General features: G+C 41.7%; 23 protein-coding genes. 6 read left to right on the top strand and 17 right to left on the bottom strand.

Features of this window, described 5'->3' with window-relative positions:
* Positions 1-151 precede the first annotated feature (151 nt).
* Positions 152-1501, top strand: a complete 1350-nt coding sequence (gene dnaB, locus CRI9333_RS14870) for a replicative DNA helicase (protein ID WP_015203985.1) — start codon at positions 152-154, stop codon at positions 1499-1501.
* 89 nt (positions 1502-1590) lie between these two features.
* Here dnaB and CRI9333_RS14865 read toward each other — a convergent pair whose 3' ends face one another.
* Both CRI9333_RS14865 and CRI9333_RS14860 read right to left on the bottom strand, forming a co-directional pair.
* The gene (locus tag CRI9333_RS14865; RefSeq protein WP_015203984.1) at positions 1591-2133 is read right to left on the bottom strand and encodes an FKBP-type peptidyl-prolyl cis-trans isomerase; all 543 of its coding nucleotides are present in this window, start codon (positions 2131-2133) and stop codon (positions 1591-1593) included.
* 24 nt (positions 2134-2157) lie between these two features.
* Positions 2158-2481 (bottom strand): phasin family protein, encoded by a 324-nt coding sequence (locus CRI9333_RS14860; protein WP_015203983.1) that lies wholly within the window; start codon positions 2479-2481, stop codon positions 2158-2160.
* A 319-nt stretch (positions 2482-2800) separates the two neighbouring features.
* On the opposite strand from CRI9333_RS14860, the gene CRI9333_RS14855 reads away from it, so the two are divergent.
* Positions 2801-3169: a zinc ribbon domain-containing protein gene (locus tag CRI9333_RS14855; RefSeq protein ID WP_015203982.1), complete on the top strand. Its 369-nt coding sequence runs from the start codon at positions 2801-2803 to the stop codon at positions 3167-3169.
* Between the two features lies 1 nt (position 3170).
* On the opposite strand, the gene nblS is transcribed toward CRI9333_RS14855, so the two are convergent.
* From nblS to folK, 5 genes are all read right to left on the bottom strand, one after another.
* Positions 3171-5114 (bottom strand): two-component system sensor histidine kinase NblS, encoded by a 1944-nt coding sequence (gene nblS / locus CRI9333_RS14850; RefSeq protein ID WP_390370105.1) that lies wholly within the window; start codon positions 5112-5114, stop codon positions 3171-3173.
* Positions 5115-5292: 178 nt separating this feature from the next.
* Positions 5293-6558, bottom strand: coding sequence for a phosphoribosylamine--glycine ligase (gene purD / locus CRI9333_RS14845; RefSeq protein WP_041226703.1), 1266 nt, complete (start codon positions 6556-6558; stop codon positions 5293-5295).
* Between the two features lie 313 nt (positions 6559-6871).
* Positions 6872-8296, bottom strand: coding sequence for an FAD-binding domain-containing protein (locus CRI9333_RS14840; RefSeq protein WP_015203979.1), 1425 nt, complete (start codon positions 8294-8296; stop codon positions 6872-6874).
* A 153-nt stretch (positions 8297-8449) separates the two neighbouring features.
* Positions 8450-9004, bottom strand: coding sequence for an NUDIX hydrolase (locus CRI9333_RS14835; RefSeq protein ID WP_015203978.1), 555 nt, complete (start codon positions 9002-9004; stop codon positions 8450-8452).
* A 4-nt stretch (positions 9005-9008) separates the two neighbouring features.
* Positions 9009-9506 (bottom strand): 2-amino-4-hydroxy-6-hydroxymethyldihydropteridine diphosphokinase, encoded by a 498-nt coding sequence (gene folK, locus CRI9333_RS14830; RefSeq protein ID WP_015203977.1) that lies wholly within the window; start codon positions 9504-9506, stop codon positions 9009-9011.
* A 242-nt stretch (positions 9507-9748) separates the two neighbouring features.
* Between folK and CRI9333_RS14825 the strand changes: the two genes are divergently transcribed.
* From CRI9333_RS14825 to CRI9333_RS14815, 3 genes are all read left to right on the top strand, one after another.
* The gene (locus CRI9333_RS14825) at positions 9749-10930 is read left to right on the top strand and encodes an IscS subfamily cysteine desulfurase (RefSeq protein WP_041226702.1); all 1182 of its coding nucleotides are present in this window, start codon (positions 9749-9751) and stop codon (positions 10928-10930) included.
* A gap of 420 nt (positions 10931-11350) precedes the next feature.
* A complete protein-coding gene (locus CRI9333_RS14820; protein WP_015203975.1) occupies positions 11351-13660 on the top strand; it encodes an Rne/Rng family ribonuclease in 2310 nt (769 codons plus the stop codon).
* Between the two features lie 30 nt (positions 13661-13690).
* A complete protein-coding gene (locus CRI9333_RS14815) occupies positions 13691-14389 on the top strand; it encodes a ribonuclease HII (RefSeq protein ID WP_015203974.1) in 699 nt (232 codons plus the stop codon).
* Here the strand turns inward: CRI9333_RS14815 and CRI9333_RS14810 are convergent.
* Positions 14379-14957 (bottom strand): DUF1997 domain-containing protein, encoded by a 579-nt coding sequence (locus CRI9333_RS14810; protein ID WP_015203973.1) that lies wholly within the window; start codon positions 14955-14957, stop codon positions 14379-14381. The genes CRI9333_RS14815 and CRI9333_RS14810 overlap by 11 nt on opposite strands.
* A 480-nt stretch (positions 14958-15437) precedes the next feature.
* Between CRI9333_RS14810 and pheA the strand changes: the two genes are divergently transcribed.
* Positions 15438-16283 (top strand): prephenate dehydratase, encoded by an 846-nt coding sequence (gene pheA / locus CRI9333_RS14805; protein WP_015203972.1) that lies wholly within the window; start codon positions 15438-15440, stop codon positions 16281-16283.
* Between the two features lie 108 nt (positions 16284-16391).
* Here pheA and CRI9333_RS14800 read toward each other — a convergent pair whose 3' ends face one another.
* From CRI9333_RS14800 to CRI9333_RS14760, 9 genes are all read right to left on the bottom strand, one after another.
* Complete coding sequence (locus CRI9333_RS14800; RefSeq protein ID WP_015203971.1) at positions 16392-17033, bottom strand: LON peptidase substrate-binding domain-containing protein; 642 nt, start codon at positions 17031-17033, stop codon at positions 16392-16394.
* 193 nt (positions 17034-17226) lie between these two features.
* On the bottom strand, positions 17227-17544 hold the full coding sequence (gene rpsJ / locus CRI9333_RS14795; RefSeq protein WP_015203970.1) for a 30S ribosomal protein S10: 318 nt from the start codon (positions 17542-17544) through the stop codon (positions 17227-17229).
* 148 nt (positions 17545-17692) lie between these two features.
* Positions 17693-18922 carry an elongation factor Tu gene (gene tuf, locus CRI9333_RS14790; RefSeq protein ID WP_015203969.1) on the bottom strand — a complete coding sequence of 410 codons (1230 nt, stop codon included), beginning with the start codon at positions 18920-18922 and terminating at the stop codon, positions 17693-17695.
* Positions 18923-19034: 112 nt separating this feature from the next.
* Complete coding sequence (gene fusA, locus CRI9333_RS14785; RefSeq protein ID WP_015203968.1) at positions 19035-21110, bottom strand: elongation factor G; 2076 nt, start codon at positions 21108-21110, stop codon at positions 19035-19037.
* A gap of 114 nt (positions 21111-21224) precedes the next feature.
* A complete protein-coding gene (rpsG, locus tag CRI9333_RS14780; protein ID WP_015203967.1) occupies positions 21225-21695 on the bottom strand; it encodes a 30S ribosomal protein S7 in 471 nt (156 codons plus the stop codon).
* A 159-nt stretch (positions 21696-21854) separates the two neighbouring features.
* On the bottom strand, positions 21855-22226 hold the full coding sequence (gene rpsL / locus CRI9333_RS14775; protein ID WP_015203966.1) for a 30S ribosomal protein S12: 372 nt from the start codon (positions 22224-22226) through the stop codon (positions 21855-21857).
* 110 nt (positions 22227-22336) lie between these two features.
* Positions 22337-22669, bottom strand: a complete 333-nt coding sequence (locus CRI9333_RS14770; RefSeq protein ID WP_015203965.1) for a HesB/IscA family protein — start codon at positions 22667-22669, stop codon at positions 22337-22339.
* A gap of 165 nt (positions 22670-22834) precedes the next feature.
* Complete coding sequence (locus CRI9333_RS14765) at positions 22835-23251, bottom strand: phosphomannose isomerase type II C-terminal cupin domain (protein ID WP_015203964.1); 417 nt, start codon at positions 23249-23251, stop codon at positions 22835-22837.
* Between the two features lie 311 nt (positions 23252-23562).
* Positions 23563-25614: a phosphodiester glycosidase family protein gene (locus tag CRI9333_RS14760; RefSeq protein ID WP_015203963.1), complete on the bottom strand. Its 2052-nt coding sequence runs from the start codon at positions 25612-25614 to the stop codon at positions 23563-23565.
* Positions 25615-26355: the final 741 nt, after the last annotated feature.

Raw genomic sequence — 26355 nt, 5'->3', positions numbered from 1 at the left:
AAGTAGTAGTAACTAGGTCAACCTAATTAAGCGTATTACCCCACTTTTTAGCCCCCTCCGGTGTCAGCATCGGAGGGGGAGATTTTATCAATGACCAATGATCCTTTAATTGAGTAAGCTGGTCTTAGCCTGCTTACTCTGTACTGCTGTTATGGTTCAGGAATTAAATTTTCAAGCTGCCCGTAGCCTACCACCTCAAAATATTGAGGTAGAGGAGGCAATATTAGGGGGTATTCTCTTAGACCCAGAAGCTCTTGGTCGAGTAGCTGATGTTTTGAATGCAGAGGCTTTTTATATCCCCGCACATCAAGACATCTATCGAGCAGCACTAGCCCTCAACAGCCAAGGCAAACCCAAGGACTTGATTAATGTTAGTGCTTGGTTATCTGACCATGACTTGCTAGAAAAGGTTGGCGGACTCAACAAATTAGTGCAACTGGTAGAGCGTACTGTCAGCGCGGTCAATATTGATGCTTTAGCGGCGCTGGTAATGGACAAGTTCTTGCGCCGTCAGTTAATTAAAGCTGGTAATGAAATTGTGCAGCTTGGTTATGAGACAGCGACAGAGTTAGAAACAGTCCTTGACCAGTCAGAGCAGAAAATTTTTGGTTTAACTCAAGTCCGTCCTCAACCAGGTTTGATTCCAATATCAGACACGCTGATTCAAGCTTTTCAGGAAATTGAAACCCGCCATGAGGAAGTTGCCCTTCCAGGGCTTACTTGTGGTTTTTATGACCTTGACGCAATGACAGGCGGTTTCCAAAAATCTGACCTGATTATCATTGCGGCTAGACCGTCGATGGGAAAAACAGCTTTAAGTTTAAATATTGCTTACAATATCGCGGCTACCCATCGTTTGCCTGTGGCAGTTTTTAGCCTAGAAATGTCTAAGGAACAGTTGGTACAGAGATTACTAGCTAGTGAGGCGGGGATTGAAAGTAATCGCTTGAGGTCGGGGAGAATTAGCCAGAATGAGTGGGAACCTTTGAGTCAAGCTGTCGGAATGTTATCGGAACTACCGATTTTTATTGATGATACTGCCAACATGGCTGTGATGCAAATGCGATCGCAAGCCCGTCGTCTACAAGCAGAAAGTAATGGTAAGTTGGGAATAATTTTACTAGATTACTTGCAATTAATGGAGGGAGGTAGCGATAATCGAGTACAAGAGTTATCAAAAATTACGCGATCGCTCAAAGGTTTAGCCCGTGAATTAAACGTTCCAGTTATTGCACTTTCTCAATTAAGTAGAGGCGTAGAAGCACGTACCAACAAACGCCCCATGATGTCAGATTTGAGGGAGTCAGGATCGATCGAACAAGATGCCGATTTAATTATGATGATTTATCGTGACGCTTATTATAACCCCGATACACCTGATCGAGATATTACAGAACTTATAATTGCCAAGCATAGAAATGGACCAACAGGTACTATTAAATTATTGTTTGATCCACAATTTACCAAGTTTAGAAATCTAGCAAAACAAAATAATTATTAAAAAACTAATAATTGCCAAAATCAGCTTAAAAAAATTTGCCTCTCCTCAATCATGCTGATGGCAATTGATCCAGAGAGGCAAGATTATTACTAACTAATTTTCAACAATTCCACATCAAAATTTAGAGTTGCATTGGGAGGAATTACCCCACCAGCCCCCCTAGCACCGTAACCTAATTCTGGGGGAATAATTAACTTGCGACGATCGCCTACTTTCATTGTACTGAGTCCTTCGTCCCAGCCCTTAATTACTTGTCCCACCCCAAGTTTGAAAGAAAAAGGTTGATTGCGATCGCGCGAACTATCAAACTTTTCACCATTTTCTAAAGTTCCGGTATAATGCACAACCACCGTCTGACCTTTTTTCGGAGTTGCGCCATCCCCTTCTTTTAACTGAACATACTTCAGACCAGAGTCGGTCGTCACCACATTTTCTTCTGAGTTAGTATTCATCGCAATTAGCCTGTTAGTGTCAGCTATGAAATTATCAGTAGTTGCAGTTTGAACTACAGCAGGTGGCGTTTTAGCCAGTTCATCTGCTACTGCTGAGGGTTGACCAGAAGTCAATTGAACTAAAATCACGAACAACCCACAGAACAGCATAACCCCCAAGCTGATCAGAATCTCTCTCATTTATCAATCCTCCAAAATAAAAAATTAACGCCAAAGCTTATTTTCTAAATCGCGCACTTGACGTTCCAATCGGTCAATACGTCCCCGTAACTCGTCCATCTCCGACTGTTTAGGGACACCCAAATCTTGTAGCATATTACGCAACTGTCGGTGCATTTGTGCCTCAACATTTCCTTGCTCAGACTTGAGTTGCTGCATCATATCATCTACAAACGCCTTAGCCTGCTCAGGATTGATTTTGCCATCCTTGACCAAATCATCCCCAACCTCTCGCAATTTCTCTGTTACTAAAGACGTAGTGCCTACACCAATCATTAGTAACTGTGTGAGCCAATTATTATTATCCATATTCCCTGCCTATGATCTGATGAAATGTTCGTTTTAATATAGACATATCTAGCCTACAGTTCTATTTTGTTACATTCTGATTACAGGTGACGGGTGAGGCGTAAGTAGTAAAATTACCACTTCAAGCGATGGTTGTCACCCTACTGTACTTCACGGAGTTTAAAAGTCTCTTTATCTGCGTTTATCTGCGGTTAATTAACCAGAATTAAGACTTTTGCGATAAGTCTATTTAACTACCGCTTAGTTTAATTTTAGATAATTAACCACAGATGCACACAGATAAACACAGATGTAATAACTGATTTTTGCAAAAAGTCTCATGTCTAACTGCCCTAAGTGCCATCAAGCAGTAAAGTTTCAAGCAATTACCTGTCCATATTGCCGAACAGTTTTAAAAGCTTATGGTCATCCTGGTATGACTTTGCACCGCGCCCAGCAAGGCACATATCTATGCGAAAGTTGTACTTACCATCACGATGATAGCTGTAACTTTCCCCAGCGCCCTCATGCTCAGGAGTGTACACTCTACCAAAATGTATTTCAACCAAAATTGAACCAAGAAAATCAAATCAGCTATAGCTGGGACAAAAAAATCAGAATTTGGTGTCAAAGGCATCAAGGTTTATTAATGCTATCGAGTTTATTAATAGTTAGCTTGATAATCGCGATGTTTTCCCTCTCTAAATAAATTAGAGAACAGTAGCAGTAATAGAACTATCTGAGTCAGTCGAAGTAGTATTAATTACTTGCAACTCTTCAACAAGCGTAGATTTTTGTTGAAACACAGCTAAATCAAACCAGAAAGTTGTACCAACTCCTACTTCACTTATTAAATGGACACTACTATGATGTTTCTCAATAATATTTCTAACTATCGACAAACCTAAACCAGTTCCTTCTAGAGTATGCACTCGATTTTCTACTCGGAAAAATCTATCAAATATAGCTTCTTGATCTTCTGGATCAATTCCAATTCCTGTATCAGAAATTTCAATCCGCACTACTGGATTTTTCTCTGGAGAATTATTGTTTAGATGCTCAGAAGCTTGATCTTCTTCCCCATTAAGCTTACCAACATTTCTTAATAAATAAGCACGAATTGCTACACGCCCGCCAGGTTTAGTAAACTTCAAAGCATTGCCTACTAAATTAGCTAATACCTGAAGTAACAAATCATAATGACCGACAACCGCTGGTAAATTAGGTTCAATTTCTTGATTTAGTTCTATGCCTTTATCTTTAGCATTAAGTTGATAAGTACGCAGTGTTTGTTCAATTGGTTGAACAAGTTCTACTGCTTCTAAATGATAGATTCGGCATGATTCTAATCGTGATAAATCTAAAACATCATTGACAAGACGGGTAAGGCGGTCTGTTTCTCTATTTGCTGTATCTAAAAATTCACGACGTTCCTCTTCTGTCAAATCTTCGCCGTACTCATGTAAGGTTTCAATAAACGATTTGATGTTAAATAAAGGAGTTCTGAGTTCGTGGGAGACATTACTAATGAATTGACTTTTAGCATCATTTAATTCTACTTCACGGGTAATGTCTTGAATTGTCATGGCAATTCCTCTGACACTCTCGCGGTATTGGTCAAGAACTGTAGTTAGAAGAATACGGATAGTGCGGTCTGTCGGTTGTGTTAGTGTAACTCTAAACTCGGCTGCTTCGCGATCGCCTGCCGCAATTTGATACAACGGTCGAGTAATCTCTACTTGTACTGACCGAGGTAAGATATGCAGCACGTTTACTCCCACAACTTCACTACCTTCCCAACCAAAAATACGTCGTGCTGTAGGATTAATTAATATCGCTGTTAAGTCGGTATCTATTAACACCGCGCCATCAGCAATGGTAGAAACCAGAGTTTCTAACTTAGCTTTTTCTGCGGTTAATTCTTCAATATTTTGTTCTTCATAACTCTCCAACTTTTCTGCCATTTCGTTGAAGCTGATAATCAATTCACCCAATTCTCCACCAAAGGGCAAATCCACTCGCTGTTTAAAATTACCAGCAGCAATATTTTTTACCCCCATCACCAGTTCTTTAATCGGTTGGGTAATATTTAAAGCGTTAAATACTGCTCCTAAAATTACCATTACCCAAATCGAAATAAAAACCGCAATTGTCACATCTCTGGTGAGATTTGATGAAGCTACAACTGTAGGATTAGGGTTAATCCCAATTGCTAAAACACCTAAATATTTACTGTCGTGAGTTAAAGGTACAAAAACATCAGTGACTTCTCCACCAGGAGTCCTGTGTTGTCGCACCATCGGTATATCAGAATGTTCAGCGTAATTTTCTGGCAGTTGAATTCGTCGCTGAATAGTCAGGGAATTTTCTACCTCAGATTCCGAGAAAGGTATTCCTAAGAAGATTTTGCCTTCAGCATCCGCATACAGCATATAGCGGACGCTGGAGGTGCTGCTATAAAAGCGGTGGGAAAAACGCGCTACCTCAGATAGATGGTTTTCCGCAATCAATGGTGCGACATTAGCAGCTAGTAATAAACCTAAGTCGCGACCAAAACGAGTGTCGTTCATGCGGGCATCCTGCTGAATCGTGTTAACTGCCCAAAACGTCAGACCACTCATGATCAAGGAAACGACTAAGGTAGCTGCTGCCATTAGTCGTGTTTGGAGGGTAAACTCAGACCCCCAACGGGCAATAACTTCTCGAATTTTTCTGATGAGATCCAGCAAGATTAAGGCAAGATGAAGTACGAAGTTTACAATTAGAAGGCTAAAATTTTTCAGCTTCTATACTTCATACTTTAGCCTTTATTCGCAGTTAACCCCTAGTAGGTTAAGATTTGCGGACACGATCGCCAATATCACGGCGATAATACATTTCATCAAACTTAATACAGTCTACTGCGGCATAAGCTTGTGCGATCGCTTCCTCAAAATTATCCCCAATAGCTGTCACGCCTAAAACTCGACCGCCATCGGTGACTAATTTTTGCTGCTTAACTTGAGTACCAGCATGAAAAACATCAGCGCCTAATGCTTCCGCTTCCCCTATCCCTGTAATTTCTCTTCCTTTTTGATAATTACCAGGATATCCACCCGCAGCAATGACAACACAGGTAGAAACCCCTGACTTCCAAACAAGAGGAGGTTGTTGTGCTAGACGTTGTTCCGCACAAGCTAACAATAAATCTTCTAAGGGTGTTTCCAATAAAGGTAAAATTGCTTGAGTTTCTGGATCTCCAAAACGACAGTTAAATTCCAGCACTTTCGGCTCACCTGCTGGCGTAATCATCAAACCAGCATAGAGGATACCTCGGTAGTCAATATTTCTAGATTTTAACGTAGCGATCGCAGGTTCTAAAACTTCCTTCCCAATACGTTCCATTAACTCAGGCGTAGCAATTGGTGCTGGTGAGTATGCACCCATCCCACCTGTATTTGCTCCAGTATCTCCATCACCAATACGTTTATGATCTTGAGCAGGAAGTAATGGGCGAATTGTCAACCCATCTGTTAAAGCTAAAACAGAGACTTCTTGACCTGTCAAATATTCTTCAATTACCAGAGTACGATAATTATTTTCAAACAACTCATCAATTGCCGCTTGCGCTTCTTCCACCGTCGCAGCTACAACTACTCCCTTACCTGCTGCCAAACCATCAGCCTTAACAACAATTGGCGCACCTTGTAAAGCTACATAAGCTTTTGCCTCCATAGCATCTGTAAAAGTTTTTGAACGCGCTGTCACAATTCCAGCTTCATCCATTAAAGCCTTAGCCCAAGACTTACTCGACTCAATTTGCGCCCCTTCCTTACTTGGACCAAATACCTGGACATTTTTACGCTTCAAGTAATCTGTAATTCCTAAAGATAATGGCAATTCTGGACCAACCACAACCATCGAGATATTGTGGACTGAGACACATCTGCCGATGCCTTCAAAATCATCTACCCTGAGAGATAGATTTTGACAACGATCCATTGCCGCAGTTCCACCATTTCCAGGGACACAGATAATCTGCTGAACCTTCCCAGACTGCAGCAGTTTAGACGCTAAGGCGTGTTCGCGCCCGCCATTACCAACTAATAAAACTTTCAACTTCCTCTCGCGCTCCACTTATTTTAATCGTGCTGAATTCTCACCAAAACTCATCATAATTGCCATGAGATATCTTGCTTTCAATCAGTTATTACATCTGTGTTCATCTGTGGTTAATTATCTAAAACAGAAGCGAAGGCTACCAAGCCTATTGATCAAAAGTAAATCTAGGCTTTGCAATCAGCGATCGCATTATCAAGTTTAATATGGAAATTATTGACCAACTTGAATTTTTATGATTTAATAATTTTATAATCGGATGGATGCGCCCATATTACTCCTGCTTTCCCGAAAAACTTAACTTTCAGAATTTTTATAATTTTTGCTGTTGATAGCGTTGTTTAAACTCCCGTTGTTGCTGATTGTGATCGACAATTGGGGCAGGATAACCTAAAGATGCCCGTTCTAAAGGTGTGATATTACCAGTAATTAGTAACTTAGTATCAACAGAACTTAATTCTGGCAACCAATGGCGGATGTATGAGCCATCTAAATCAAATTTTTGAGCTTGACTAGCTGGATTAAAAATTCGCACAGGTTTAGGGTCCATCCCACTAGATGCACTCCACTGCCAACCCCCATTATTAGCTGACAAGTCGCCATCAATTAGCTTTTGCATAAAGTACTTTTCTCCCAACTGCCAATTAAGCAGCAAATCTTTAGTCAGGAAACTAGCGACAATCATCCGACATCTGTTGTGCATCCAGCCGATAGTATTCATTTGTCGCATCGCAGCATCAACGATGGGATATCCAGTTTTACCTTCACACCAAGCTTGGAAATGTTCTGAGTTGTCATTCCAAGGGAAGTCTTTAAAAGCTTCTCGATAAGCGCCTTTTGCTAAGTCAGGGAAATTATAGATGGCGTGTTGATAAAATTCCCGCCATGCTAATTCTTGCTGCCAAGTTTGAATGCTGGCTTGTGCTGATTCAGGGCTGTTTTGATATAAAGTTGCGATCGCATCCCAAACAGTACGGATACCAATAGCACCAAATTTTAAAGCAGCACTTAGTTGAGATGTACCGTCAACGGCGGGAAAATTACGTTGTTCTTGGTATTGATCGATAGTGCGATCGCAAAATGTAGCTAATTTCGCTTGTGCTGCTGCTTCCCCTGGTGAAATTACTAAATTATTATTCCAAATAAAGCCTAAATATGAAGCAGTTGGTAATTCTACAACTCCAGCTTGTCGCGCTGCTTCTTTTTCCGTGTCAGTTAACCTTATGGCATTTTGTAATGCGGGCGCTGGGGTAGACTTAGCTTTACTAATCCAGTTTTTCCAAAAAGGCGTATATATAGTGTAAGGCTGACCGGAACCTGAGCGAATTTCCTCTGGAGAATGTAAGAGTTGATCCCAAAAATTTTGTGTCGCAATGCCTTTTTCTTTTAAGGCTGCGAGGATAGTGCGATCGCGTTCTTTAGCATAAGGTTCTACATCCCAATTCCAGAATACCGCTTTCGCGTTAAGAGATTCTGCCAGCTTAGGTATTGCTGTTGTTGGTTCATTAAATAGTATTAATAACTCGCTACCAACTTCGGCATAACGCTGTTGTAGGGACTCTAAACAGCCAATCATATAAGTAACTCTTGCTGGTGCAACGTCATCTCGCTCCAAGATATTAGGGTCGAGGCAGAAGACTCCCACTACTTTTTGAGTCTGCTGACGGGCGACTGCAAGCCCTACGTTATCTGAGATGCGTAAATCACGGCGATGCCAGAATAAGATTAAATCAGACATGGTATAAAAAATTATCTGCGTTGATCTGCGTTGTTATTAACTTTAGGCGGTTAGTGAAAACAAATTTCTTAAAAAGTGAGTTTATAAAAAGCAAAAAGTAAATTTTTGTAAAACTTAGACTTGCTTATAATTTAACCCTTCCCTCCTCACTCCTTACTCCTGCCCTAAAAACGGACGCGCCAAGAAAAAGCTAGAAATAGATTTAGCATCAACCGCTTCGCCAGCTAATATTGCTTGCTCTAATTCTTGGGGAGTCATTAAAACTATTTCTATATCTTCATCATCATCCTGAGCGGGGGGAGTTTCTAGGCGTTCTAAATCTTGTGCGAGAAAAGCATAAATAATTTCATCAGAATAGCCAGGAGCAAGGAAAAACTCCCCTAACTTTTGCCAACGATGGGCGCGATAACCTGTTTCCTCCTCAATTTCTCGCTTAATTGTTTCAGCAGGATTTTCGTTTGCCTCTATAGTTCCTGCGGGAAACTCTAATAACCTACCTTGAGTAGCAAAGCGATACTGTCGTACTAAAATCAGTTTGCCTTCTGGTGTAACAGGTATAGCCAAAGCCCCACCTGGATGACGGACACATTCCCAATCACCCTCCACGCCATTAGGTAAGCGGAGAGTATTAACATCAAAGGCGAATTTCCGACCTTGATAAAATAAACGCTGTTTCAGAATTTCTGGCGGTTCATTACCCAGAGACATAAGCTTATATAACTCCAAGAACACCAGAACAGTCTACCGCTTGTAAGAGTTCTGCGATCGCAATTCCTGACCTCGGTTCAATCCAACTTGGCGCAATTTCAGCCAACGGTACTAAAACAAACCCTCTCTCCCCCATACGCGGATGAGGTATTTGGAGAGTCGGCGTATCCCAGATTAAATCATCAAATAATAAGATATCGAGATCGAGAGTTCTAGCACCCCAATATTCTGTACGCACACGCCCAAATTCTAATTCAATTTTTAATAACTTTTCTAATAACTCATCTGGATTTAACTTAACTTCTAAAATTGCACAAGCATTTAAATAAGTGGGTTGCGGTGGACCAATAGGCACAGTTTGATAAAAACTCGACTGAGATATTAAGTTAACACCTGGAGTGTTAGCAATAGTGAAGAGTGCAGATTTAAGGATGGTATTAGAGTCACCCAAATTGCTACCAAGTGCGATCGCACAACGTTTATAATCTTGTCCTAAATTCATATTTCCGTGTAGCTGATAAATCTAATATATAGATGTATGCGGCGACCTCACAGATTTATCATGTAATCTAATACCTGAATTACAGATGTTATCGGTAGGGGCGGGTTGACAAAGCAAATCCAGTATTTACAGATATATTAATTAAACCCGCCCAAAAGCGGACTGCGTTGAAAAATCAAATCATGCTGATGATGAAAAATAGTTTGCCACAATAAATAATAGGTATGCTTGGAGAGCAAACATTGACCAACCGCCCTATATACCTAGATTGCCACGCCACAACACCCGTCGATCAACGAGTGCTAGAGGCAATGTTACCTTTCTTTACAGAAAACTTCGGTAATCCCGCCAGCATTAATCATATATATGGATGGGAAGCAGAAGCTGCCGTTAAAGCTGCAAGACAAACCTTAGCTGATGCAATTAACGCTACCCCCGAAGAAATTATCTTTACCAGTGGCGCGACAGAAGCCAATAACTTAGCTATTAAAGGAGTCGCGGAAGCTTATTTCAGCAAAGGTCGTCATATAATTACTGTCCAAACCGAGCATAACGCGGTACTTGACCCTTGTAACTATTTGCGATCGCTCGGCTTCGATATCACCCTCCTACCAGTCCAGCCAGACGGACTCCTCGATTTAAACCAACTAGAAAAAGCTATCCGCCCTGACACAATTTTAGTTTCTGTCATGGCTGCCAATAACGAAATCGGTGTATTACAGCCATTAGCCGAAATAGGCGCAATTTGTCGCAACGCGAATATCCTCTTCCATACCGATGCTGCTCAAGCTCTTGGCAAAATCCCCCTAAATGTAGATGCGATGAAAATCGATCTATTATCCATGACTGGTCACAAAATTTATGCCCCCAAAGGTATCGGCGCATTATATGTCAGACGGCGCAACCCTAGAGTAAAGCTATCGCCTCAGTTACACGGCGGCGGACATGAACGAGGAATGCGATCGGGTACACTATATACACCCCAAATAGTAGGATTTGCCAAAGCCGTAGAAATAGCCTTAACAGAACAAGAATCAGAAAATCAACGCCTTACTCAACTACGTCAGCGACTCTGGGAACAATTAAGCCAACTTGAAGGAATTTATCTTAACGGGCATCCAACTCAGCGATTAGCAGGAAATTTAAATATTAGTGTCGAAGGAGTCGATGGTGCCGCGCTATTGCTAGGATTACAACCAGTAGTCGCTATTTCATCTGGATCAGCTTGCACTTCTACCAAAACTACCCCAAGTCATGTGTTAATAGCATTAGGACGCTCAGAACAATTAGCGTATGCTTCCTTACGATTTGGAATTGGCAGATATAACACAGAAGAAGAAATTGATCAAGTAGCCCAAAGTGCGATCGCAACTATTTCTAGTTTACGCCGACAACCATTGCTCAACAGTTCAGCAACCCACTAAAATAATGATTAGGAACTTGCTACTGTAACTACCATACAGACTGTTAGCAAAGAAGTAACTCCACGATATAATACTCATCAAGAGGAGCAGTTGCAGATTGAAGCTCCATCGGGTTGCCCCCTTGTGAATTATTCATGGATGCTGGGCGCAAAGACTGTCTTCCTTGACTTTCTGTCCACTGTTTGCCAAATCCAGTGTTTTTTCTTTACGGCAAGGAATAACGCTGGCTACTCATTCTTAAAAAATTGTTAACCCCAAGGTGTTTGACTTTATCCATCACTTTGGGTTAACCAAGCATTTTTTGCTCTTTCTGTGAAGTTAGAGTTTCTCGTTGATACATCCATCTACTTTACTCCAGCAAAAGTGAGAGGCAGAAAAATCGTCATGCCTAAGCTGGCTGAAAATTTTTGAGGAAATTGAATGCCAAAGCAAATAATTATCGCAGAGCAGCATCGGATAGCTGCCGTGTTTTCTGAAGATCAAATTCAAGAACTTGTTGTTGCCACTGGGAATCATCAAGTTGGCGACATTTATTTAGGTAGCGTTGAAAACGTCTTACCAGGGATAGATGCAGCATTTGTAAATATTGGAGATTCTGCGCGAAACGGCTTTATTCATGTCACTGATTTAGGACCATTACGACTCAAGCGCAGTGCTGGAGGAATTACTGAACTGCTGACACCACAGCAAAAAGTATTAGTCCAGGTAATGAAAGAGCCGACGGGGAATAAAGGACCTCGACTTACAGGCAACGTTACCTTGCCTGGTCGCTACGTGGTACTAATGCCCTATGGACGTGGTGTTAATCTCTCTAGAAGAATAAAAAGCGAACCTGAGCGCAACCGCCTGAGAGCCTTGGCAGTATTAATTAAGCCCGCCGGAATGGGACTATTAATCCGTACCGAAGCTGAGGGCAAAGCAGAAGAAGCAATTATTGAAGATTTAGAAACACTGCAAAAGCAGTGGGAATTAGTTCAGCAAGAAGCTAATTCTACTAGAGCGCCAGCACTACTTAATCGTGATGATGATTTTATTCAGCGTGTATTGCGGGATATGTACAGTGCCGATGTAAATCGGATTGTGGTTGATTCCAATACCGGAGTAAAGCGAGTCAAGCAACATATATTAAGTTGGAGTGGTGGTAAAGCGCCAGAAGGTGTATTAATTGACCATCACCGTGAGCGATTACCAGTTTTAGATTATTTCCGTGTCAATGCGGCGATTAGAGAAGCCCTCAAACCCAGAGTTGATTTGCCTTCCGGCGGTTATATCATCATTCAACCGACAGAAGCACTAACAGTAATTGATGTCAACTCCGGTTCTTTTACCCGTTCAGCAACAGCGCGGGAAACAGTTCTGTGGACAAATTGCGAAGCAGCAACAGAAATCGCTCGTCAGCTAAGGTTAAGAAATGTTGCTGGTGTGATTATTGTTGACTTCATTGATATGGACTCGCACAAAGACCAACTTCAGGTCTTAGAGCATTTTAATAAGCAACTCAGAGAAGACAAAGCTAGACCACAGATTGCTCAACTCTCGGAACTCGGCTTGGTTGAACTGACTCGCAAGCGCATGGGTCAAAATATCTATGAATTGTTTGGTCATACTTGTACAACCTGCGGTGGATTAGGTCATTTAGTACGCTTACCAGGTGAAACTACCCGTAATGGGGAAATTGCAGAACCTGGTGCGCCAGTACCTGTAATTCCAATTTCCAACAGAGAAGTAAATAGAGACAGAGAGGTAAATAGGGAACTAAATAGAGAGGTAAATAGAGAAGTAAATAGAGAGGTAAGTAGGGAAGTAAATAGAGAGGTAAATAGAGAAGTAAATAGGGAAGTAAGGACAATACCCTACCCCAACACCCCCAGTGTGCGGGAAGTTGCCCCATTAGAGAATTGGCAAGAACGCAACGAACTATCAGATTTTGATCCTTCAGAGGATGAATCAGAATTAGATTTGTTTAATCATCCTAGCTATCAAGAGCAAGGAATAATTCCTAACAATCGTCGTAAACGTCGGCGTAAGATTGATGATCTACCTTTAAGGGATGAACTACCTAAAACTAACATTCGTATCCCCTCTCGTCCCTCTACTTTTAATGAGTCTCGCCCTTCTACGTTTAATGAGTTCAAGCGAGATTTACCGTTAGAATCTGAGGAACAGGGAAATCTTGAGCCATATCGGCACGTTGTCCCAGAAATAGAACGGGTAGAGAAACCTCAGCGTCCTAGACCTTCTCGGCAAGAAACTGAACCCCCTGAGATTATCTCGATAGAGATGACACCGGAGGAACAAGATGTTTATGCTTTGATGGGTGTTTCTCCTCTAATCCGTGTAAATCGGCAAATTAAGAATCCCAAATCAGTAATTATCGCACTTGTTCCACCTGGAGAATCTAATACCACAGAGACACAAACAGAACTACCGTTAGAGTTGCCTAGAGATACTGCTGTGGAAACAACGGTTAGGGAATCAGCTACTACAGAACAGCCAACTGTAATAGAACAGCCAACTGTAATAGAACAGCCAACTGCAATAGAACAGCCAACTGTAATAGAACAGCCGACTATAATAGAACAGCCAACTGCGATCGCATCAGAAATTACTGAGCCAGATGCTACTCAGATAGGTGAGGAACAGCCGTTAGTTTCGGATGTACCTGATAGCGACACAACTATTAACCGTCGCCGTCGTCGTCGCTCATCTGCGATCGCATCAGAAAGTTAAATTACTTATAGCCAAGGGGGGGAATTTACCATGCCGATGCCAAAAAATCAAGAAAACATCGGCATCCTCCCACGCAGACCTAAATGGCAATTTCAACTTTCTGATCTTCCAGAGTTATCTTACAATCAACAATTGGTTGCAGGTGTAGATGAAGTAGGGCGGGGGGCTTTATTTGGTTCTGTGGTAGCCGCAGCAGTGATTTTACCTTTGTCTGCGTTTGAACCACTAGCTAAATCTGGTGTGAGAGATAGTAAAAAATTATCTGCGACTCGTCGGCTAAAACTGGCTGAACAAATTAAAAGTCTAGCAATTGACTGTCAAATCGGCTTTGCTGATGTTAGTGAAATTGACTCTTTCAATATTTTGCAAGCTTCCTTATTGGCGATGAAACGCGCTGTCACTCAGCTTAAAGTCCAGCCGGATTTATGTTTAGTTGATGGAAAGCAACCATTGCCAGAACTATCTATACCACAACTGAATTTAATTAAGGGAGACGAGCGATCGCTCTTAATTGCCTCTGCCAGTATTGTTGCTAAAGTATGGCGCGATCAACTCATAACTCAGTTAGCTACAGAATATCCGATGTATGACTTGCTAAAAAATAAGGGTTATGGTACTGCTAATCACTTACTAGCTCTGCAACAATATGGTTCCTCACCTTTACATCGGATGTCCTTTGCTCCTTGTCAACAAGCTGCTGAGGTTCACCTAAAAACTGTTAATTGTTAGGTGCTAGGGCTGAGATTGAGCTTAATAAATCTGCGTTTGTGCTACTGTTAGCCCACTGGCAATAATCCGACAAAAGCTGGTGCATTAATCTTTGTTTAACGGTTAATAGCACACTTTTAAGTAAACCGTTACCTGTAGCTTCTAGCAGTGGCTTAGGAGTCAGCCAAAACGGTGGTGGCAATTCTACCTGCACTTCCAAGTTAGCAATGCCCTTAAGAAATGTTTTGTCATTGTGCTGGTAAGGAGCTAACTTACCGATTAAGTTTAGTGAAAAGCGATCGTTAATATATTCAATACCCCGAATTTCACAAGCCACTGACTGAAGACGCACAGTGCCATCAGATGCAGCCCAAACTTTCATATCTACTGTGGGCTGAATACTGAGAGTCATAAAGCTTAAAGGACGCATTTTCAATCGAAAATACTCTTCACTAAGCTGTTCTATGCGGCTGGAATCGGCAAGCGCACGCACAAGCCTTTGGGGTTGCCGTAAATAATGCTGTATCGCAATTGGCTGCTCTGGAACAACCATATCAACAGTTTGAGAAGCAACAAATTGGGTGTGCATCGGCTAATAACCAGCGATAATTTATTAATTTTACTTTACAAGTCTTAAAATTTAGGAGAATTTGTTAATGATTTAGTAGTTACACGACTCCTAAAATCAAGCTACTAAGTAGGTATTATGTTAAGGATTATAAAGATTTATCTGTTAACTATCCCTCTTTCTCAAGCAATAAGCATTGCTATATTATGCCGTTATATAGCTACATAAAACTATTCCTTTTAGGTAATTAAGAAGTTAAAATTTTTAGCTACAAAACCTGAACAACATAATTTGCCATAATTTCTTTAATAGTTAATACCAATTTGCGGTCAAAGATATGACTTAAGGGGGAGGGCAGGCGAGAAGAATTAACCACTGCAATTAACAATATTAGTAAATCAAGCTATTCAAGATAAAATGTGAATTTTAAACTCCCTCTGCCCCTCTGCTCCTCTGCTTGCTCACCATATTATGTTTAATTAAGTGGAGCTACTTACCTGTATGACAGTATCTATTGCACACTTGGGTCCTACTGGAACCTACGCTGAAGCGGCAGCGATCGCTTATGCTAGTTGGCTGACTGAGGAAACAGGGCAAGAAACAATATTATGTCCCTATCCCAGTATTGCCCAAACTATTAAAGCAACGGCGCAAGGAAAAGCAAACATAGCTGTTGTTCCCGTCGAGAATTCGATTGAAGGCACTGTGGCGATCACTTTGGATACTGTCTGGCAGCTTGAGATATTGCAAATTCAACAAGCTATCGTATTGCCAATTTCCCATGCGCTAATATCACTTGCCCCTAATTTAAATACCATTAAAACTGTTTATTCTCACCCGCAAGCTCTCGCCCAATGTCAAGGTTGGCTGGAGGAGTTTATACCAGGGGTAAAGCCACTTGCGGTAAACTCAACAACAGAAGCACTACAGAATCTTAATCAAGATATTTATGCAGGTGCGATCGCATCGACACGAGCAGCAGAAATTTATCACCTTCCAGTATTAGCTCACCCGATCAATGATTATCCAGATAATTGCACTCGCTTCTGGGTATTAAGCCTGCAACCTTCAACAAGTGGAACTCATACTTCTTTAGCTTTCAGTGTGCCAGCTAACGTCCCAGGTGCATTACTACAACCGCTACAGATGTTTGCTAGTCGGGGGATTAATCTGAGTCGGATTGAATCTCGTCCTACCAAGCGATCGCTTGGAGATTATCTGTTCTTTATTGACTTAGAAGGCGATGCCAGTCAAACATTTGTACAATCGGCAATAGCCGAATTAGCCGCTTACGCAGAAACACTCAAAATTTTTGGCAGCTACAAAATTTTTACAAAATTACCCTGAATCATTCCTAAAAAACCCAATCCCCGACAACAAGATGCGAAGTCGGGGATCTCAGTATTCTGGATTTTTCAAAAATCAAATAAGGTTGCTATACCCAGCCACAACAACTTATTGCAAAGCATCTTTAAGTACAGTACGAGCCGCCAAATGATTGCGAGTTGACGTTAAAATTTCGGCTTCTCGCTCCAACCGACCTGATGTATCTTGCATTTGCAATAATGCTTGCTGCTCTGATGCTACCCCATACAAATTGCTTGCTACCCAATAGGATAATTCCAAAGGGAGACTAGGAATATCTTCGGGTAATTCAATACTTTGGTCAGTTAGTTTAGCTGACAAACGCACGACATCAGTTAGTAGCTGTTCCACTTCGCCAGCTAAGGGTCTGAGGTCTTGATCTGTAGGATCATCTTCAATCCACTCTACTAGCCCAACACGATAAGGTTTTTCACGGACATACTCTAAGACACGAAATCGTTGTTGTCCTAAAGTCAAAACTTTCATGCGATCGTCTGGCAAACGCTGGAAGTGGATAATTTCAGCGCAGCAACCAATACTAGCGGGTTGACCTTCAACAGGGTCCCACATTAATACCCCAAAACGGCGATCGCTCTCCAGAATCGTGTTCATCATGATCCGGTAACGAAACTCAAAAATATGTAAGGGCAGGGGTCGCCCTGGAAACAGAACTAATTCCGGCAGCGGAAATAGAGGAAGTTCTCGAACTGCAATTGAGGAAGACGATGCCATTATTGTCGCTTGGGAATAACGGTAAGTACGCTGCTTTACATATTTTAACTTATCTCTCAACTTAAAATAGTAAAAAACCCTCAAAGAGCTAACTCTCAAGGGTTCAACCAAGCTTTTAACCTTCAGCTAGTAGATAAAATGCAACTAATCGCTGTATATTGCCGTTTTAGCCGATAGCTAATTGCTTAAATAATTAAAGCTTCACTTCGATATCCACACCCGCAGGCAAATCGAGTTTCATCAAAGCATCAATGGTTTTAGAAGAAGGCTGATGGATATCAATGATGCGGCGATGGGTACGGGTTTCAAAATGTTCCCGCGCATCTTTATCAACGTGAGGAGAGCGTAAAAGACAGTAGATTTTCCGTTTAGTCGGTAAAGGAATAGGACCAATAGCTGTAGCTTGTGTTCGGTTCGCAGTATCTACAATTTTTTCACAAGAAGTGTCTAGCAAACGACGATCAAATGCTTTAAGACGAATCCGAATTTTTTGCTGTTGAATAGTTGCCATTTTTAGTTGTCTAGGTTCTGTGATGGAAATTATGGGTTAGAGGTTGGAAAAAATCTGTTGCCAACACCTAAGACCTGTGAAAAATTGAGAGACAATTTAGGAGCAGTAAGACAAATGCTTTTCTGCTCCTGGTTGGTAGGAAATAATCCTATTTCAAAATTTTGGCAACAACACCAGCGCCAATTGTCCGACCGCCTTCACGGATAGCGAAGCGCATCCCTTGCTCAATAGCGATGGCGTTAATTAACTCCACCGTCATTTTCACGCGATCGCCAGGCATGACCATTTCTGCTTCACTACCATCATCAGCAGTAAAAGCCGTAATTGTACCTGTTACATCAGTTGTCCGTACATAGAACTGAGGACGATATCCAGGGAAAAATGGTGTTTTCCGACCACCTTCTTTTTCTTGCAGAACGTAAACTTCAGCTTCAAACAAAGTGTGAGGAGTAATTGAACCAGGCTTGGCAATCACCATACCGCGTTCAATATCAGCCTTTTGGATACCCCGTAGCAGAATTCCAGCATTATCACCAGCCATCCCTTCTTCAAGACTCTTCTTGAACATCTCGATTCCGGTGACGGTTGTAGTACGAGTATTCTTAAGTCCAACCAATTCAACTGTATCGCCGATTTTGACCTTGCCACGCTCAATCCGACCAGTAGCAACAGTACCACGACCAGTAATGGTGAAGACATCTTCTATCGCCATCAGGAAGGGTCTATCAATAGCCCGTTCTGGTGTAGGGATGTAAGCGTCAACCTCATCCATCAAAGCATAGATTTGATCAACCCACTCGTTTTCACCCTTCTGGGTTTTAGGATTGCTGGTCATGGTTTCCACAGCCAACAACGCTGAACCTGGCACAATGGGGATATTGTCACCATCGAATTCATAAGAACTCAACAGTTCCCGCACTTCTAGTTCCACCAGTTCTATCAGTTCGTCGTCGTCCACCATGTCTTTCTTATTCAAAAAGACAACCAGGTTAGGAACGCCCACCTGTTTAGCTAGAAGGATGTGTTCCCGTGTTTGAGGCATTGGACCATCGGCTGCTGAAACCACGAGGATTGCTCCATCCATTTGAGCAGCACCCGTGATCATGTTTTTTACATAGTCAGCGTGTCCTGGACAATCTACGTGAGCATAGTGACGAGCGGCTGTTTCGTACTCAACGTGGGCGGTATTGATCGTAATCCCCCGCGCCTTTTCCTCTGGTGCCGCATCAATGTCAGCGTACTTTCTGGCTTGCGCTTGACCCATTGCTGCCAAAGTCATTGTGATAGCAGCAGTAAGCGTAGTTTTGCCGTGGTCTACGTGACCAATAGTGCCGATGTTGACGTGGGGTTTATTCCTTTCAAACTTTGCGCGTGCCATGAATTACGTGTTCCTTATCTTTTTGAAAGCGTTCAGCGTGCGGTCTTCAATTATTATAGAGACGGGATCAACCCGTGTCTTTACAGCTAATAGCTTAATTTTGAGCGGCTATTTATGCGTTCCCTTTGCTCTTGGCAATAATGGTTTCAGCCACATTACGAGGTACCTCTTCATAGTGGCTAAACTCCATTGAGAATATACCCCGACCTTGGGTATTAGACCTAATGTCGGTGGCATAACCAAACATTTGTGCCAGAGGTACTTTAGAAGTAACTTTGGCAATTCCTTGATCAGAATCCATACCTTCTATGTGACCTCGGCGAGAGTTGAGGTCGCCTATCACATCTCCAAGGAAATTTTCAGGAACTTCTACCTCAACTTTCATCATAGGCTCTAATAGCACAGGTGAAGCCTTCATCACAGCATCCTTAATTGCCATTGATCCAGCAATTTTAAATGCCATTTCTGAAGAGTCTACATCGTGGTAAGATCCGTCAACAAGTTTGGCTTTGACATCAATCACAGGATAACCAGCCAGAATACCAGATTCACAGCTTTCTTTGATACCCTGCTCAACCGCCGGGATGTATTCTTTAGGAATTGCACCCCCAACAATTTTGGAGACAAATTCAAAGCCGCTACCAGGCTCTCCTGGTTCCGCTTCAATCACGACATGACCATACTGACCTTTACCACCGCTTTGGCGAATAAACTTACCTTCAACCTTGACGGCTTTGCGAATTGTTTCTCGGTAAGCAACTTGGGGAGCGCCAACATTAGCTTCCACCTTAAATTCTCGCAGCATCCGATCTACTAGAATTTCTAGATGAAGTTCACCCATCCCTGCGATCACGGTTTGGTTAGTTTCAGGATCAATGCTAACTCGGAAAGTAGGGTCTTCTTCTGACAAGGATTGGAGTGCCTTGGAGAGCTTCTCCATGTCTTGTTTTGTTTTTGGTTCAACTGCCACTGAGATCACTGGCTCAGGAATGAACAGAGACTCCAGAATTACAGGATGACCTTCTTCAGAAATTGTATCCCCTGTAAAGGTATCTTTCAGTCCTAAAGCCGCGCCTAAATCTCCCGCCCGCAGTTCATCAACTTCAATCCGGTCATCAGCTTTCAAAATAATTAGGCGTGATACCCGTTCCTTCTTACCCTTAGCTGAATTGAGGACATAACTGCCTTTTTTGAGAACACCAGAGTAGACCCTAACAAAGGTCAAACGTCCATAAGGGTCTGCCATGATTTTGAAAGCGAGAGCGGAAAGCGGCTCCTCATCGCTAGGGTGACGTAAAACTGTATCTCCGTTGGGCAGAATTCCTTGAATTGGCGGTTTATCTATGGGTGATGGTAAGTAATCAATTACTGCATCCAGCAATAGCTGAACGCCCTTATTTTTAAAGGCAGACCCACAGAGCATCGGTACAATTGTGCCGTCAATTGTGCCTTTACGCAGAGCTACCCTAATTTCATCTTCAGTTAATTCTTCACCTTCCAGGTACTTCTCGGTAAGAGCATCATCTGTTTCTGCAACAGCCTCAACGAGCTTAACACGGTACTCTTCGGCTATCTCCTGAAGATCTGCGGGAATGTCTGCTTCTTCAACTTCTTTGCCTTGATCGTCCTTGAAGAAATAGGCACGCATCCGCACTAAATCCACAATCCCTATAAAGTCGCTTTCGCTGCCAATAGGAATCTGTAGGGGAACTGCATTAGCTCTCATACGTTCACAGATCTGGTTATAAACTTTATAGAAGTTTGCTCCAGTCCGATCCATTTTATTGACGAAGACAATCCGAGGCACTTTATACCTGTCAGCTTGTCGCCAGACAGTCTCAGATTGAGGTTGAACACCTCCAACTGAGCAGAATACGGCAATCACACCGTCCAGAACCCGCATGGAACGTTCTACTTCAATTGTAAAGTCAACGTGTCCAGGGGTATCAATGATGTTGATGTGATGCTCTTTCCAATTGGTGCTAATTGCAGCGGCAGTGATGGTAATGCCCCGCTCCCGCTCTTGCTCCATCCAATCGGTTACAGTAGTACCTTCATGAACTTCGCCAATTTTGTGAACGAGTCCCGAATAAAACAGAATACGTTCTGTAGTTGTTGTTTTACCCGCATCAATGTGGGCTGCAATCCCGATGTTGCGTACTTTTTCAAACGGGATGGTACGTGGCACAGCTACCTCCTTCGTCTCTGCCGCCGGATCTTACCGGATCTTAGTCGTATTACTCTCTGTTAAGATTGTATACTTTCTTTAAAAATCTAGTGGGTGTTCAAACCAGGCTGGTTCTTAGTACCGATAATGAGCAAATGCCTTATTGGCTTCTGCCATCCGGTGAGTTTCTTCACGCTTACGAATAGCGTTGCCTGTTTCATTGGCGGCATCCATCAATTCATTTGCCAACCTAGAAGCCATGCTACGACCAGGACGTTGACGCGCAAAATTAATCAGCCAACGCATTGCTAGGGTAGTTCCTCGGTTAGAGCTAACTTCCATAGGCACTTGATATGTAGCACCACCAACACGACGACCTTTAACTTCCACTAGAGGTGTGGCGTTGCGAACTGCTTTTTCAAAAGTTTCTAACGGATCGTTGCCTGTCCGTTCTTCAATTGTTTTTAATGCGTCGTAAATGATCCCAGTAGCAATAGATTTCTTGCCACTACGCATAATTCGTCTTATTATCATGCTAACAAGGCGACTGTTATACTGCGAATCTGGGGGAACAGGACGTTTTTGAACTAGCTTGCGACGAGACATAATAAGCCTTTAAGAACACACAAAAATTATCAGGGCATTATGCAGGCATCCTTTCTGCTGACTTGGATGCCAACATTTGCTTAACTGGATCAACCAGCTATTTAATCTGTATAAGCGCCACAGTTGCTGTGATTGGCAATTTACCAACTAACTTACAGCTTATTTGGGGCGCTTGGCACCATATTTAGAACGACCTTGACGGCGATCCTTCACACCCGATGTGTCTAAGGTTCCCCGAATAATGTGATATCGCACACCAGGTAAATCTTTAACCCGTCCACCCCGAATCATTACAACGGAGTGTTCTTGCAGGTTATGACCAATTCCTGGAATATAAGCTGTAACTTCAAAACCAGAGGTTAAGCGCACCCTTGCTACTTTACGCAAGGCTGAGTTTGGTTTTTTAGGGGTGGTAGTATAAACCCTTGTACAGACACCACGACGCTGCGGACATTGTTTTAACGCGGGTGACTTGGTTTTTGCTTTCGTAGTTTCGCGAGCGTTACGAATGAGCTGTTGAATGGTGGGCATGGGTTAAATTATGGACAGCTCCAAGATATTCCAACTGTTGACAAATTCTAACTATATCGAATTTTGAGGATGAGTGTCAATTTTTAGAATCTAGATGGCTTTAAACTTTCCTAGTCTGTGCTTGCCTTAAATGAGTTGCCACAGCCACAGCTTTCTTGTGCGTTTGGGTTGTGGAAGCGAAAACCACCTCCCATGAGATCTTCAGAATAATCTATTGTTACTCCAGTAAGGTATCTGATGCTCTGGGTGTCTATTAAGACTGAAATTCCGTTACAGTCATATAGGCTGTCGTCAGCGTTGACTATTTGATCAAATTCAAGGGTATAAAAAAAGTCTGCACAACCACCTGTTTGGATGCCTACACGCAATTTAGCATCGGATTTTTTTTGGTGCGATCGCATTCTTTGAATTTCACTAATGGCAGCTTTACTCAAATTAATCATCAGCTATCTCAAGTTTAACTATCAACTCATACTCCTAAGCGCGATTACCTATGATAGCGTGCGAATTATGCTTTTATAAGCAATATGCGTTATGGAAAATCAAAATAATCCTTAATTATCTCTAGCCAAAACTTTATTTAGGGATTAATTGTTAATTGTTAATTGTTAATTGTTACGAGAGTAATCATCTTGAAAACGTACAATATCATCTTCTCCCAAATATTCCCCGTTTTGCACTTCAATCAAAACTAAAGGAATTACGCCTGGATTTTCTAGACGGTGAGTTGTGCATTGAGGAACGTAAGTAGACTGATTGTTACTGAGAACTAATTCTTGATCGCCACAAGTAACTTTTGCTGTTCCACAAACTACAATCCAGTGTTCACTTCTATGGTGGTGCATTTGCAGACTGAGGCGATGTCCAGGCTTGACTTCAATTCGCTTAATTTTATAGCCATTTCCTTCTTCTAAAATCGTGAAAGAACCCCAAGGTCTTAGTTCTGTAGCAGCAACTACGTTACTTGGAATTGATGTAGGTAATAATTTTTCCGATACTTGATCAATTTTTTTGGTTTGAGTCATTTTATTCAATAAAAATTAAATAATTGAGCGTGTAAATATTATTAACTAAAGGTTACTATGGCGCTATAAAAAATTATGAGGAATAATAACCTTAGCCAAACATAGCAAATTATCTGTGGTAGGTGTTAGCTATGTTTGCAAAACTTGAAATTAGGGTTGGGGTTGATAAGTAGGTCAACGCGAGTTAAAGGCAATACCCCACCCCCAACCCCCTCCCCTTAATAAGGGGAGGGGGAGATTGGCATTTTATCTTTTTTAAAGTGGAGCTATTTATAAGATTCTTTACTAATGATTTTGCAGAATATGGTGTACTAGGGAGTATTCAAGAAGATACCAATGCCGTTGTGAACACGGGCTGCGGTAGCAGGAGAGCGATTAATTAGTTGTCCCCCTAAATAAAGGCTGGTAGAGCTACCACCGTCGAGGTTGAGGGCATCTACAACTCCCATTTGTTGCATGAGTTGGGCAAATTCTGCCAGGGTGGGACCAGCACCCCCTGCACGGTTATGAACAGCAGCTATGATGATTTTACCAGATGGTGTAGTAGCGATCGCAGTCCGAATTGCTGCTTCAGCTATAAAGGCATCGCTGAATTTTTCTGCTTTGGCATCTAGAACAATTTGGCGATTTTGAATTAATACTGGACCTGCTCCTACTACATTAGAGTATTGACTAAATTCCACTGGGTTCGTACTACTGTTGATGCGGAGAACCTTATCGACTGTAAATACATCAGCTAATTCTGGTTTTGCTCTGATTGTCAGCAAGTATCCGTCAGATGGTATGGGAAATGGAGTTTGACCAGATTTTCCTCCCATAACTAAATTGGCGACTTGGTTGTTTTGAACAACTACAAGTATTTCATTATCTGTTAGGGGGGTGTAGGTGGTTCCCCATGTAGGAGTGTAACGGGCAATTCCAGCTTGGACGTAGCCACTGTTAAGACCAAATATGGGGAGATTTTCGCCTGTGGATGTAGTTATGGTTTCATCAAGGGTGAGACGACCTATTTTAATATTGCCGTTATTGTTCCATGCGATCGCACCCCGATTTAAAATTGGGCTAGATACCCATCGGTTATCTTGACGGATTGCCCCTAAAGGTACTAATTGCTTACGATTAAAAAAGCCAGCATTAACTGCCGCAGATGCTTGCGATAATGGCGCTATTTTTAACAATGGAGCAGTACCAACTAAAGTATTGGAATTACTCCAAATTGGTTTAAGGGTTAACCCGCGTTGTTTTGGGTCAACTTCTAGCCATACTATCGGAAAACGGTCTGCTCCAAGATTTACTAACTTTTGTTGCCAACGCACTCCTGGTGACCACAGAATATTTCGCTCTACAAGCGCATCTGGTGCAATATCTATTACTAAGCGATTCGGGTTAGATATAGTTGAGGCGCGTAAACGCCAACCAGTAGGAACGTTTACTTTAATTGTAGTTTGGTTTTGAGAGCTTTCAAGTTTGATTTGGGAGGTATCTTGTGGTTGAGGCGTTGGTACAGGGATAGATGTCGGGGGAAAAGGTAACACAGGCACAGGATTTAAGTTTAAATTATTTCCTGAGCCTTCATCAGGTAAAGTTGGGTTTTGAGTTGGAGGGGTTACAACAGGAGGAGTATAACGCTGTATCAGTTCTGGTTCAGCTATTCCTTCAATCGTAATTATTCCTTCATTACGATTTTGGCTAACTTGCCAAGGAGTCGGTTTATCTAATTCAACAATAATACGCTGTGGAGATATTGATATACCGTCTTTTGTCTGCAATGGTTGGCTTTCTTGTTGAATATTTTTGATACTGGCAGACGGTGAGGAAATTTTGAGGATATTGTTCTCAATTTGAAGTTGCCAGCCAGCAGTTTTGCTAAAATTGGTAATATCTAGATAGCGATAGCTACCCACTAATTTAGCATCTAGCGATAATGGCTTTTGGGATTTAGAAAACCACACTACAGGCTGTTTATTAGAATTATTAGTATTTAACAATTCCACTCCCGTTGCTTGCATCAACCCTGTATCGCTGATACCTGTCCGAGTTGATTTACCACTCTTCCATTGACTCCAAGCGATGGGTAATGTTCTACCGTTCAAGGAAATCTGAGTTCCTTGTTTTACTAATTGCGGTAATGTTGCGGCAAGCTGTTGAGGATTTAATGTTGGTGAATTGCTAGTGATTGAGGACGATAAAGCAACATTTGAAGAAAGATTTTCGGATACTTGTTGTGTTTGACCAACTTGTGCGCTTGCTAAGAAAAGCAATGTTAAACTGAAGTAATTGAGAGAAAGCTTTTTTAAGTAGCTTAATGATTTAATTCTAACTTGACCGCAACTCGTTTTCGTCTTAAAAATCATTTTTACCATCATCTACTAGAAATTTTAATTTATGTCGTAGTCTGTAGAAATAACTCAATTATCCAACTAAGTACCAAAATATCAATAAATGATGACTTTATGTGCGCCAATTTGTCATTTATGCCTTGATAATTGAAGTAAGAGTAACTAAAATTTAGTAAGGAGCTTGACTTTTATCGTATATACTGGTATTTAGTACCGATATGATCAAGATTATTCCTTGGGTTTTAGGGTTGATATCCCGATCAGATATTACAGACCTAAGACAGCTTTTTTAAATACAAGTTCCAGAGGGAAAAGTAAAAATTTAGGGATTGCCAGATTTAAATCTTTCTTATAATATTGCTTATTGCTGTTCTGTTACTCTGACAGAATATCAAAATTTGACTGGGGATTTTCAGACTTTCTTTAAAGTACCATCTTTAGTTATCTGTCTTTTGCAAGAAGATACCCCAAGACAGCGTTAGCTTGACGGGAGAGTGTCAAGGCTCTTGTTACCAAAATTAGTGGTTGCTAGGGCTGATTTTTGTCTCTCTAAAAAAATTGTTAAAGTATTTAGACTTAGGAATGCGCCCGCGTCTATGTCAGATCTAGTTATCCGAGCAGTAGTTAAATTTAAAGCGCCAGTCTCAGAGTATATCGACTGGTAAAGCTTAAGTTTTTTTTGAAAGATTTCTATCGCCTAAAATTGTCTGTCATTGATGAAAAGTAGGCTAGGAGATTAAGGAATTAATTACAGAATAAACCTCG

It is taken from the genome of Crinalium epipsammum PCC 9333, from assembly GCF_000317495.1.
Lineage (GTDB): Bacteria > Cyanobacteriota > Cyanobacteriia > Cyanobacteriales > PCC-9333 > Crinalium > Crinalium epipsammum.
Note: the sequence above shows the minus strand (reverse complement) of the source record. Positions and strands in the feature narration are given on the sequence as shown.